Source organism: Maribacter spongiicola, assembly GCF_052119685.1.
Classification (GTDB): Bacteria; Bacteroidota; Bacteroidia; order Flavobacteriales; family Flavobacteriaceae; genus Maribacter; species Maribacter spongiicola_A.
Genome location: NZ_JBGQOO010000013.1, coordinates 1 through 12,101 on the forward strand (window position 1 = coordinate 1; position 12,101 = coordinate 12,101).

A 12,101-nucleotide genomic window follows, 5' to 3' on the forward strand; every position below is an offset into this window, starting at 1 on the left:
CAACGGGAAGTATAACGGGCATACCTGCAGAGGGCACGGCCATCGGCGGAGCATCGAACGACGGTATCTATCCGATAACGATCACTGTAGACAGAGGAACGGAAACGGTAACGACCGATTTTATATGGACGATATTACCTGTACCTCCAGTAGCCGCCTATCATTATCGTTTGAACGCTGCCGGTCCATCGGTAGTCTCTAGCGATAACGGTCCCGATTGGGTGGGTGGCGCAACGGGCAACGGTGCCTTCAACGGTGCTGGTTATACGGTAACTGCCGGTAACGTCGGCGGTACGAACCCTATACTCGATTATGGCCTTCGCGATAGTTCGATCCCTTCCTCGATGGATGCCGCGACATATACCGGTATATTCACGAACGAACGTTGGGATCCGGGCACCGCCCCGGAGATGGGGTACCGATTTTCGGTTCCCGATGGCAGGTATACGGTGAACATCTTTGTGGCGAACAACTGCAGCTGTACGAACAAGGTCGGTCAACGGGTATATTCCATAGCTATCGAAGGTACTGTGGTAGAGACCAACCTTGACCTCACTTCAAGATTCGGTCATAGGGTAGGCGGTATGCTGTCTTACGAGGTAGATGTGGTCGATGGCGAATTGGATGTTACCTTCTTGCATGTCACCGAGAATACATTGGTCAACGCCATCGAGGTGAAGAAAATGGTGAGCGTAGCTTCAAAAACTCGTTTTGTTACAAGTGATACAAACAACAAATTTGATTTTTCAATAAGCCGAAATCCTATTGCTTCAAGTGACCAGATTCCATTGTTAATTGAAAGTCCAATTGAATCTGAGGGAATTGTTAGCATTTATGGATTAGATGGTAAATTAATTAGTACTCATAAAATTAGATTTAGTGAGGGAAAACAAGAAGTACTACTTCCAAATTTGAATTTGACTCAAGGGTATTATGTAGTGCAAATAGAGAGTAATGGCTCGTATATTCTCAGAAAGCTTTTGGTTAATTAGCTGTTTCAATTGAGATACTAAAGTGTGACGTTTATCGTATTATTCGATAATTAATAGACTATTAGTTACTTTATAGTCAAGAAATTTTATATTTGTTTTAGAATTAAAACAACTTTTTATAAACTTTTGCATTTATTATTAAGAAGTAAATGTAATGTGCTCTATGTAAAAATTTGATTTAGTTCTGCTTAGTAAAAGAAATTGTAGTTACAATTCTTTTAAACTTAATACGTTATATTTTACAAATTAACCATACATGCTGTCTACTCAGACCTACAAATTAACTGTACAAGCATTAGATTCAAAAGAAGTTTTAGAGGTATATTCGAAATCTTTAGATAGTCTAAACTGTGTTTGCCCTTATTATGCTTATGAACTTTTATTAAGTGATGAAAATGAAATTCAAAAACTTCATTTTTTCTCCTTTAATGATGAAGATGGTTCATTGGTTGCTATAATGCCTTTTTTAATTCGCGATATTATTATCAATGATGAAAATACGGGTCTTAAAGATGTTAGCAGTCCCTGGGGTTATAATGGTCCGTACTTTAAAGAAAATAGCTCGTCAGAAGAGAAAACTAATTTCTGGAAACAAGTTGATGAATGGTATACTAGTGAGAACATAGTATCTGAATTTGTCCGTTTTAATTTATACGGTCATTATTTAGAGTATACTGGTGAAACAGTACATACACTGCTTAATGTAAGAGGTGATATTACAGATTGGGAGCAGTTTTGGTCCAATCTAAAATCTAATACTAGAAATCAATTTCGTAAAGCTGAGAAATTAGGGCTGTCCTTTAAACTGGTTTATAAAGATATGGAAAAGGAGCACATTGCTGCTTTTTATGACTTATACATTGGTACGATGGATCGTAGAGATGCGAAAGATTTTTTCTACCATAAGTTAGAGTACTTCGTTCATTTATGGGAAATGAATAAAGATAAATGTGCCATTGGTTTGGTATATAAAGATGGAAAGGCAATTTCTACAGAATTATTTCTACTTACAGACGATACCGTGTATTCTTTCTTAGGGGGTACTGATGCAGATTATTTTAAACTGCGACCTAATGAGTTTTTAAAAATTAATGCCATACAATGGGCTGGTGAAGCTGGTTTTACTTATTATAATATTGGAGGAGGATTGTCTAACAGTAAAGAGGATAATCTATACTTGTATAAGAGAAAATATTTTCCATTAGATGAAGATGTGGACTTCTATACGGGAAGAAAAATTTTAGATGAAAACGCATATGAAATGCTGATAGCCAAAAATAATGTAGAAGCAGATATTGCAGCTTCTAAAGACTTGGCCAACGGATATTTTCCTAAGTACCGAGAGTAATCTCTATAGGTTTATTTTCAATTTCTTGAATAATATTGCGTTATTTATAATTCAGGCAAAATTTGAAGTGTACTCTTATTTCCAATGAGCGCCCTCTTTTAATAGTTTTGCAGGGTGCCCACCTATTAAACAGTTCTCTTGCTCAAACTTTCCTTTTACTATAGAATTACTGGCAACTATACTGCCATCTGCAATGTATGAACCTTTGTAAATTTTAACACCACAACCTATCCATACATTGTTGCCAATATAAATGTCGTTGCTTTTAAGGGGCTTTTTATGATTTTTAACTTTGTTTGGATAATAGATATGATGAAAGTCTTCATCTAAAAATTGACAATCCCATGAAATGGCACAATTGTCACCAATGGTAACTTTATGTGCCACCACCATTTGAGTATAAGAGTTCATGTAGCCTCCTTTTCCTATTTCTAGTACGCCACCTTTTCTAATATCAATTTTACATCCTTTTCCAATAGAGAAGCCTCCTTTAAAAATTAATTGCCCACTTATATTTAAAAAAGTTTTTTCTTTAGGGGTGGCGAAGTTTACGGTTCTTAATCCAAGAAGAACCCTTTTGCCTTTAGTGGTTATATTTTTATTACCGTATATTTTAACTTTGGGGTGAAGAACTATGTTGTTTTTATGAACAAGCTTGTAATACAAAGAATACATTATCACTCTGAGTGTGCTAATGTTACCTTCTCTACAAACTTCTTTTAGTTTGAGATACTGATTTTTCATTAAAAATGGTTAGGGGATGGCAAATATATAAATACTAAGAGGTATTTTAAAGTAATTCTTTATAAACCTCTAATGTGTTCGCTACCATTTGTGTTTTGGTGAATTTTTCTAATGCAGTTTTTTTGGCTGCTTCACCTAATTTTTCACGTAAATCTTCGTCTTTCAATACCTTATCTAAAAGCTTCGCTAAAGCAGCTTCATCATCCATAGGAAATACAAAACCGTTTTCACCATTGGTTATTTGGTCATAAGCTCCATTAGAATCTGAGCGTATAACACAGCATCCGCCCATCATAGCTTCAACGGCAACCAACCCAAATGTATCTGAACGGGACGGAAGCACAAAAACATCGAACAATTGATAATAGGGTTTAGGGTCTCTAAATGATAAAATGGTAATTTGATTTTGTAGCTTATTATCCTTCAAAAAAGTATCGAACCACTCTTTTGAGCCATTCGATTCATAATCACCTAAGAGAACAAGGTGTATTTTTTCTTTTAGTTCAGGCGAAAGGTACTTACCAATAGCGTTTACAAGAACATCCTGTCCTTTCATTGGGGTAATTCTACCTACCACTCCAATTAGTATTTTATCGGTTGGTATATGCTCTTTTTCTTTTAAAGCTACTAATGTAGCGGCACCTTCTACTTTAGCGAATCGTTCATCTATACCGTGGTATACCATTCGTATACTTTCCTCTGGGGAGTGCATTACCTTCTTAGTAAATTCTTTAGAACCTTCGCTTACTGCAATGAGTAGGGTAGGGTGTTTGTACCTAAAATTTGGGGTTATGGTATCTGCATGTACTGTTGAAACACATTTTTCACCCAAAAGCCATGGCACAAAGGTCATATTTGGCGAATGGCAGTGAATAACATCGGCATTTATTTTTTTTACCTGTAACATCACTTTAGAAAAGCTAAGAATGGTTTGTATTCCCTTTTTAATAGGGTTACCCTTAGGTTCCTTAAAATAATGCATGTGTACCCCAAGATGCTGGAATTCACTTTTAAGATTATCAAAGAATTCGGTATTATTCGATGATTTTATTTTATAGCCACTTGTAAGAATGTGTACTTCGTGCCCTTTATGGACCATACCTTTGGTCAATTCTAAAATATTAGTGGCTAGCCCATCCTTACCAAAACGCATTACAACAAATAGAATTTTCATGAGATGGGTTGTATGTGTTGAAATTCTGGTTGTCTTTGACGAATTAGGTCCATTGCCTCAGTAGTTGGGTTCGCATTAGGATCTACTTCAATATCGGCAGATTTTAGCACCTTTTGAAAAGTTAGCCATAAGATTTTAACATCATTGGTAAAACTTAAATTCTCTACGTAGGTGACATCATTTTCAAATTTACTCTCCCAAGTAATTAAATTTCTGCCAGATACTTGTGCAAGTCCGGTAATACCTGGTCTTGCAGAAAATCTTTTGCGCTCTTCGGTCGTGTAATAGGGTAGGTATCTAATTAAAAGAGGTCGCGGTCCAATTAAACTCATTTCGCCTTTTATTACATTCAATAATTGTGGTAATTCATCTATCGAAGTTTTACGCACAAAAACCCCAAGCGGCGTTAAACGTTCACTATCAGGTAATAAATTACCATCGGCATCTCGTTTATTATTCATGGTTTTCAATTTTAAAATTGAAAAGATTTTTTCATGCCTACCGGGTCTTCTTTGAACAAAGAATGGACTTTCTCTAAAACTTATGGCAAGTATTATAGCAGTAATGAATACAATAGGGAAAACCAAGATAAAGCCGAATGTTGCCAGCAAGAAATCTAAAGGTCTTTTAAAGAATTTTTTATACATGATGTTATTGATTATTAGAAGTAATCCAATTATTAATTGTTGAAATAATATAATTTAAATCTGAGGTATCGAACCTATAATCCATATGAATATTTAATAAATAGGTATAGGTAGTGGTTAAATCATTATTAGGCCATAATAATGCGGGGTAAATTTGATGTTGTACTAAATGCCTTTTTAATTCATTTAAGGTGTCTTCGCTTTTAAAAGCTAATAGCAGACCAAAGGGTGCTTTAGTTGCATGATGTACTATCTTAAAGGCATTAGAAGCGATTAATTTAGGCTGAACGTATTCTACATTCTCTTTCTTAAAACGATTAAAATCGGTATGTATATATCCATTCATGAAAGCTGCATGCGCTGCCGAAACGTGGTATACTTCATAAATAGATCGTACCATCAGTTCACCTTGCATATACGCGTCTAAGTACTCTTCTTTTTGAGCGTTTTCAGTGCAAGTTTCCTTTAGTTGCATAGCGCCTATAATAGTATCCCAAGCAGTATTCATAGGGTTTTGACCTGTATATGTGTCGAAAACTTCTGGTTTAGAAAGCGTCATGTCGCTTTTAGAAGCTTTAGGTTTCCAAGCAACACCACCCATTGGTATAGGTAATGTTTTTCGTAATGATGCAAAACAAAAATCTGCCTTACTGTTCAAGCTACCTTCACTTAACCACCCGTGAGAGTGGTCTTCAATAATTATCGGTCTATCGCCATCTGGTATGTCTGTATTTTTTAAACCCCAGTAGTTATTGACCATAACCAAATCTGTTGTCGAATTAAATTGCGACCAATCAATTTTCGATTCAGGTTCAAAAGGATCGACATAGTAATATTTTATGGTTTCGAATTCGTGATGCATCCACTCTTTAACAAAAGGGCAGTAGTATTGTGGCATCCAAATAGTATCAATATCGGTATCGGCGCTAATACGCTTAATCAAATATTTGAGCGCATATCTACCGGCATAGAATAAAAGCGTGTCGCCAAAATCGGGTGCACTCAATTGTGGTAGTTTTCTACCATAAGTACCCTCAATAAAGGATCCGTAACCAATGATATCTTTTCGCATAGTACAAAGAAACCAATTATAAACGATAGTTAATATCGTATTCGAAGAAGTTCTAATTTAATAGTTAAAAGGAATTCTTAGGAAAATAGAAATAAAAAAGAGCCTTACTTTTTAGTCTTTTAATAACGATTCATATTCCTCATGCAAAAGTTTCCAAATTAACTTCTGATCATACCTGTCTACAATCATTTGTCTACATTTTTCAGATGAATATTTTGTCGAATCAGCTTCAATAAAGTCAGCGATAGCTTTCTCAAGTAATTCTGTATTTTTCACAGGTACAATAAATCCATTTTCACCAGAGATGATAATTTCGTTACTACCGTTTATATCACTAACGATAACAGGAACACCCATTGCCCCAGCTTGCATAACAACATTTGGGAACCCTTCTCGATAACTTGGGAAAACCATTACATCTGATATTGCCAAATACGGTCTAACATCTTCGATCCAACCCGCCATTTTTATTTTTGGGTGGGTATGTAGTAATTCTTCAGTTTTAGGTTTTATAGGGTCTAGCTCTTTTTCAGGCGTTCCACCAACAATTAGTGTTACGTTAGCATATTTAGAAGCTATGTTAACAAAGGCATCGACTAATTCATGAATACCTTTATCGTTCACAATTCTACCTAAAAAAATTAAAATAGTTTCATCTTCGGCAATACCTAGCGAATTTTTTAAATCTTGCTTTTGAATATCCGAGAATAAATCAGGGTTAAAGTGTGATACATTTACACCGTTAGAACTCCCTTCACCGATTACTTTAAGTTTACTCGATTTAGTAAATTTTTCTTTTTTAACAAATTCATCTAAACCATTTGAGTTAGGGTACACTTTTGTAGCACAAGCATATGTTATTTTTTCAACGGTATTTAATAATAGTCTTTTCTTACCTGTTGCTTCCATTAATGGTAAGCCTGCGATAGTATGCAATCTATTTGGTACACCTGCTAAAAGCGCTGCCAAAAGACCTAAGGTACCTGCTTTAGGTGTGTGCGTATGTACAATAGCCGGTTTTTCTTTTCTAAAAAAAGTATACAACTGCCAAACAGCCTTTAAGTCTTTAAAAGGTGTTATTTTTCTAGTCATATCTATACCCTTAGTTCGTACGCCTTCTATTTCGGTGACTTCTGCTAAAACAGGGTCTTTTGAAGAAACACCAATGACATCATAAAATTGGTTCATGTAAGACAACTGCCCCTTAAGTAGTATTTTAAGAGATGATGCTACGGTAGTAACTCTAATTATTTTTTTATTGGACATGTAACTTTATTCTAAAATTTTATCTAGCATGTTGAATATAGCTGCTGATGACGATCATATATTTTATCGATGTCAAATTCTGTATGCACTTTAATTTTAAATTTTTGTGCCTTTTGTTGTGCCTTTTGATAATCAGACATCAAATCTATCAATTTTAAATGAAAGCTGTCTAGTTTAGATAAGTATCCGGTCGTGTCATCTAAAAAATCTGGAATACTACCGACAGGTGTTGTAACTACAGGTAACCCAACTGATCCTGATTCTAATATAGAAATTGGCATACCTTCCCATTGAGAAGGCATAATTTGAGCACTAAAATCTTTTAGAATATCAGGCACATCATTTCTGAAACCCATAAGTTCTATATGATCTTGTACTTTGAGTTTATCGATTTTTTGAATTAAAGAATCTTTAAGCGGACCGCTTCCTAGAAAATATACCTTAAAATTAGTGTGCCCGCTATCCTTTAATTTTACCACCAAGTCAGGTACAAAAAGTGGATTCTTTTGTTCTGTTAAACTTGCCAAAAATAGAAATTTAAAAATTTTAGGATTTTCAGAAACTAGCTCCTTTTCACTTTTAAACTTGATTAGATTAATTCCATTAGGCAGAATTACTCCTTTTTTTAAATACCATTTTTCTCCTCTATCAGAAAAAATAATATCTTTTGACCTTAATGGTTTGGTTATAAATAGCAACCATCTGCGTAATACGCTACTTACAATATTGTTATGTAAAGTGAACACAATCTTTAATGAAAAACCACTTAATTTTATTAATATAGCAACCCATAGCGCATGAAACATATGGCAATGAACCACAGGTTTTGGTTTAAATGGCGTCAAAATTGTCTTTAGCTTTTTTAGACCTTGCCCAAGTTGAGAAAATGAATCAATGTTTAAGAATTCGCAGGTTATACCTAGTTTGGTAAACTTATGTTCAATGTCATTTAAGCTCGTAACAGAAATCACGACAACTTTTTTATTATCATTCTTAGCTCTTTGACTTAAGTCTAAAACCAAATGTTCAGCGCCACCGCCAGATAGACCAGTTATAATATGAATGTTATAGTTCATTTAGTAATTGGTTTTGCTTAAAAATAGATTCTCATAATCTGCAATAATCTTACTTTCATTATATCTAGAAACCACAGCATTTCTTACTTCTTGTATATTCCAATCTTTGTTGGCTGAAATCTTTATCTTATCTGAATATTCCTTTTGATCTTCTGCAATAAAACCATTTACACCTTCAATTATTATTTCATTTATACCACCAGGGGCATTAAATGCTACTACTGGTGTGCCTACTGCACAGCTTTCTAATAATACATTGGGGAAACCTTCAACAAAAGAACCTAATAAAAAGATATCGTGTTGCTGTAGTAGAGTAGAAACTTCGTTAGAAAATTGAATGTGGGTTACTTTATCGGTTAGACCATATTGTTCTATAACACTAAAAATTTCATCTTTAAGTTCACCATTGCCAACGATAGTATATGTAAAAGGTATGGTTAAATCTTTTAGAACTTCTAGAATTCTCAAATGACCTTTTCTGCCAGAAAGACTACCTACAGTTATTAGTTTGACCGGCTCATTTTTATCTCGTAATTCTGTCTTTAGTTGGTATTTATCGGAAATAGGATTGTTTATAATAGCTATTTTTTCTTCTGGAAAATTAGATAGTTGCTTAATGTCTTCAGCCATATCTATCGATTGGCATACCATTACATCTAATTTGTGCATTAAATATTTATTTAGCCAAGGTGGTAAAGTTGCTTTAATATGTTGTACTTCAGCTAACTTACTTATTACATTTACTTCTCTACCAATAAAGATGGTTTTAGAGAAAAATATTTTACAAAGACCTAGCATTATATTTACATGACCAATGGTACCAAAAACAATATCTGGTTGACCATTTTTTATAGTTTTATAAACTGTGCCAAAACTTCTCGAAACTCTATCATGATTTAAAAACTCTAGATTTACATCGGTTACTTTAAACGTAGCATCTTTATTAGAGCCTATTACGTAAAGTGTAGTGTCAAATTTAGATTTATCTATTTTTTGAGCAACAAAAGATACCACACGTTCTGCTCCTCCAGCTCTAAGCGAGGGTATAAAGAAGAATATTTTAATTTTACCTCTAGTTTTACCTGAGTTCAGCATATCTTTTGAAAATTATAATTTTTATGTATTGCGGCTTGATTATTTTTTGATTAATTCACTTGTTCAATCCAATTTAAGTAACAAATGTTTTTGAAACCTTTATACTGTACCAAAATGTAAAAATCATTTTTAAGATGATTACGACACTCGTACAAATAGCTATACCTAGAATACCATAATATTGTATAAATACATAATCTAAAATTATATTTAAGATTAACGCGATTAGTGATGAATATGCCATAAAAGCATTTTTGTTGATACTAGTTAAAAAATTAACTACAACCATTCCACAGATTGTGAATGGCGTATGTATTAGAAATACTTTTTGCATGGTAGAAACTATTGACGAATCTTCAGACGTAAATTTGTTTCGTTCATAAAATAATTCAACTAAAAAGTCTGAAAATAAGATTCCAATAATCGCACAAATAGTAGAGACTATAAATAATAGTTTTACCATTTTTAAATAAGAATTAAAAGCCTTTCGTTGATTGTCAATGAACATGCTTGAAAATTTAGGTAATAAAACATTGTTTAAAGCGACCACAAGAATACCAATTAAAAAAGCAGGAATTTTTTGACCATAATTAATGGCAGCAATGGAGCCAACCAATAATTGAGCAGCAAAGTATTGATCTACGACACTGTTCATTCCTGTTAAAAAACCCGATGAAACTTTTGCGGGTACTTGTTTTAACATTAGTTGGACGTTGGCATCTTTTATATTCGGTTTTGATAAGGTGAGTATGTTTTTTTTAATACAAATAAAAATTAAAAATATGATACCTAGTAGTGAACCTACTAAAGTGCCAATTGCTAAAACGTTATAGCCTAATTCTTCTTTGAAATAAGCAAGGAATAAAATCGTAACTATGGGTATGAAAAAACTGGGTAAAGAAGAGTATACAAATTCTCCTTTAATATTCAACATACCTGATAGAAGCGATGATATGCCCCATAAAAATATACAAGGTGCTAAGAAATAAAACTGTGACTTGATCATGGAGTAAAAAAGCTCGTCATGATCAGGAAATAGAGTTTCTAAAAACGTATCGGTTATTAAATATGCAATTAAAACGAAAATTGCAGAGGTAACTATCGTAATTAAAAAACCCGTTGCTTGAAAAGAAGCAGGGTTGTTTCCCTTTTTTAATTCAGCAACATAATTAGGTATAAAAACCCCTTTGAAGGCACCAAGAAAGACGTTTTGAATAAAGCCAGGCACTAATATTGCTATGAAAAAAGTATCTAATACTAGCGATAGCCCAAAGCTAGAAGCAATGTATGTTTCTTTAAAAAAGCCTAAAAATTTGCCCAAAAGTGTAATACTCGCTACAATAAGTAAATTACGAGCAGTACTATTATTTTTAGAAAAAATATTTTTTATAAACTGTTTTGGATTCAATACAGAAAATTAAATTGGTCTTTACTATATTACTAGAAACATAAATCTTAAAATTCATATTATAAAATATAAACCCTTTAAATAGATATATATTGTATTATGATAGACTTTACGCGGTATTAATTATAGAAGAATTTTCAACAGGCGTTGATTCTTTTTTTAGTTCTACATGTATCCACATTAAAATAAATAAAGAATAATTAGAAGTCAGGAAATTATGATTGGTCATCAAGAATAAACTAAGTCCTAAAATCATCATTAATAAATGGGGTTTATCATTGAACACTTTATAGCTCTCAATAAATAACCAAATAATATATATAAGAAATATTGTTATCGGAATAATACCGCCTTCACCCCATATTAAGAGATAGGTATTATGAACACCTACTGGTGGTGCAATACCTGACCCAAGAAATGATTGATATCCATTACCAAATATTGGCTTGTTTTGCAATGCGTCATAATATCTACTCCAAGTTGTCCATCTTGAATCTTTATCTATACCCTTAGATTTTGTTTCGTTACCTGTCAAAGAAGCACTTATTTGTTCTAATCTTGGATTTTTGACAGGTAGAAATTCATTATAAATAAGTAGGGAGCTAAGAATGCCAAAACCTATTGCCAGCATTTTAATATTTTTAATACTTAGCTTAATAGATAGTACATTAATTAATATCCAAGTAATTACAAAGGTTCTCGAGAGTGTAAACAGACCCAAGAGTGTAAAAGCAGCTTTACCTATTATTTTATAGACTTTTGGTAATAAAAAAGATGCTGAAAAGCCCATCAAACAGATAAGGCCTCCATTATTTGGGTCTAAATAGAATCCACTATATCTTCCGTAATCAGCTTTTGGGTCGTTAAATAAAAACATATTTCCTAATATAGATAGTGCTCCAATCATTAAAAACCACCACATTTCAATTTTACTAGTCCTTTTCAGGACTTCATACCCTCCCCATATTACAATGAAAAATTTAATTGCTATAACAAGAAAAAACCTAAAATCTGGCATGTATTGTTGGTCAACCAAACCTGATATTAAGAAATAAGATAAACCGAGTAATAACATGCTTTTGTTATTACCGCTCTTTCCATTAATTATAACATATAGAATTAATAATGCATATGATATATAACTAATTATAGATGATATCGAACCATTCATATATGTTAATATAAATGCTGGCAAATTCCATAAAAATAGAGCTAAGATTAAATATCTTAATACAGGAAATCTATTTTTATTTTCATCTAAATTATGTGTCATATAAAA

11 protein-coding genes are annotated in these 12,101 nt (G+C 33.2%); 2 read left to right on the forward strand and 9 right to left on the reverse strand.

The genetic code is table 11. The annotated features are described in order from the left end of the window. The coding region (locus ACEN2N_RS15705; RefSeq protein WP_441825203.1) for a malectin domain-containing carbohydrate-binding protein at positions 1-992 on the forward strand (992 nt) is incomplete at its 5' end. Positions 993-1,248: 256 nt separating this feature from the next. Beyond that, positions 1,249-2,340 carry a GNAT family N-acetyltransferase gene (locus ACEN2N_RS15710; RefSeq protein WP_441825204.1) on the forward strand — a complete coding sequence of 364 codons (1,092 nt, stop codon included), beginning with the start codon at positions 1,249-1,251 and terminating at the stop codon, positions 2,338-2,340. Positions 2,341-2,415: 75 nt separating this feature from the next. Here ACEN2N_RS15710 and ACEN2N_RS15715 read toward each other — a convergent pair whose 3' ends face one another. From ACEN2N_RS15715 to ACEN2N_RS15755, 9 genes are all read right to left on the reverse strand, one after another. Beyond that, on the reverse strand, positions 2,416-3,084 hold the full coding sequence (locus tag ACEN2N_RS15715; protein WP_441825205.1) for an acyltransferase: 669 nt from the start codon (positions 3,082-3,084) through the stop codon (positions 2,416-2,418). A 46-nt stretch (positions 3,085-3,130) separates the two neighbouring features. Further along, positions 3,131-4,258: a glycosyltransferase family 4 protein gene (locus ACEN2N_RS15720; protein WP_441825206.1), complete on the reverse strand. Its 1,128-nt coding sequence runs from the start codon at positions 4,256-4,258 to the stop codon at positions 3,131-3,133. Next, complete coding sequence (locus tag ACEN2N_RS15725; protein WP_441825207.1) at positions 4,255-4,905, reverse strand: sugar transferase; 651 nt, start codon at positions 4,903-4,905, stop codon at positions 4,255-4,257. Before ACEN2N_RS15725 ends, ACEN2N_RS15720 begins: the two co-directional genes overlap by 4 nt. A gap of 4 nt (positions 4,906-4,909) precedes the next feature. Next, positions 4,910-5,977 (reverse strand): hypothetical protein, encoded by a 1,068-nt coding sequence (locus tag ACEN2N_RS15730; protein ID WP_441825208.1) that lies wholly within the window; start codon positions 5,975-5,977, stop codon positions 4,910-4,912. 111 nt (positions 5,978-6,088) lie between these two features. Further along, positions 6,089-7,243, reverse strand: a complete 1,155-nt coding sequence (locus ACEN2N_RS15735) for a glycosyltransferase family 4 protein (RefSeq protein ID WP_441825209.1) — start codon at positions 7,241-7,243, stop codon at positions 6,089-6,091. 23 nt (positions 7,244-7,266) lie between these two features. Continuing rightward, positions 7,267-8,319 carry a glycosyltransferase family 4 protein gene (locus ACEN2N_RS15740; RefSeq protein WP_441825210.1) on the reverse strand — a complete coding sequence of 351 codons (1,053 nt, stop codon included), beginning with the start codon at positions 8,317-8,319 and terminating at the stop codon, positions 7,267-7,269. Beyond that, entirely contained in the window at positions 8,320-9,414 is a 1,095-nt protein-coding gene (locus ACEN2N_RS15745; protein ID WP_441825211.1) for a glycosyltransferase, read from the reverse strand. It abuts the gene before it with no gap. 73 nt (positions 9,415-9,487) lie between these two features. After that, the gene (gene murJ / locus ACEN2N_RS15750) at positions 9,488-10,822 is read right to left on the reverse strand and encodes a murein biosynthesis integral membrane protein MurJ (protein ID WP_441825212.1); all 1,335 of its coding nucleotides are present in this window, start codon (positions 10,820-10,822) and stop codon (positions 9,488-9,490) included. 109 nt (positions 10,823-10,931) lie between these two features. After that, entirely contained in the window at positions 10,932-12,095 is a 1,164-nt protein-coding gene (locus ACEN2N_RS15755; RefSeq protein WP_441825213.1) for an O-antigen ligase family protein, read from the reverse strand. Positions 12,096-12,101 lie beyond the last annotated feature (6 nt).

Bases quoted from the DNA above. Each gene is read 5' to 3' on its own strand.
- ACEN2N_RS15720 (WP_441825206.1), bottom strand. From the start codon at position 4,258: ATGAAAATTCTATTTGTTGTAATGCGTTTTGGTAAGGATGGGCTAGCC.
- ACEN2N_RS15755 (WP_441825213.1), bottom strand. From the start codon at position 12,095: ATGACACATAATTTAGATGAAAATAAAAATAGATTTCCTGTATTAAGA.
- ACEN2N_RS15730 (WP_441825208.1), bottom strand. From the start codon at position 5,977: ATGCGAAAAGATATCATTGGTTACGGATCCTTTATTGAGGGTACTTAT.
- ACEN2N_RS15740 (WP_441825210.1), bottom strand. From the start codon at position 8,319: ATGAACTATAACATTCATATTATAACTGGTCTATCTGGCGGTGGCGCT.
- ACEN2N_RS15745 (WP_441825211.1), bottom strand. From the start codon at position 9,414: ATGCTGAACTCAGGTAAAACTAGAGGTAAAATTAAAATATTCTTCTTT.
- ACEN2N_RS15710 (WP_441825204.1), top strand. From the start codon at position 1,249: ATGCTGTCTACTCAGACCTACAAATTAACTGTACAAGCATTAGATTCA.
- ACEN2N_RS15715 (WP_441825205.1), bottom strand. From the start codon at position 3,084: ATGAAAAATCAGTATCTCAAACTAAAAGAAGTTTGTAGAGAAGGTAAC.
- ACEN2N_RS15725 (WP_441825207.1), bottom strand. From the start codon at position 4,905: ATGTATAAAAAATTCTTTAAAAGACCTTTAGATTTCTTGCTGGCAACA.
- ACEN2N_RS15735 (WP_441825209.1), bottom strand. From the start codon at position 7,243: ATGTCCAATAAAAAAATAATTAGAGTTACTACCGTAGCATCATCTCTT.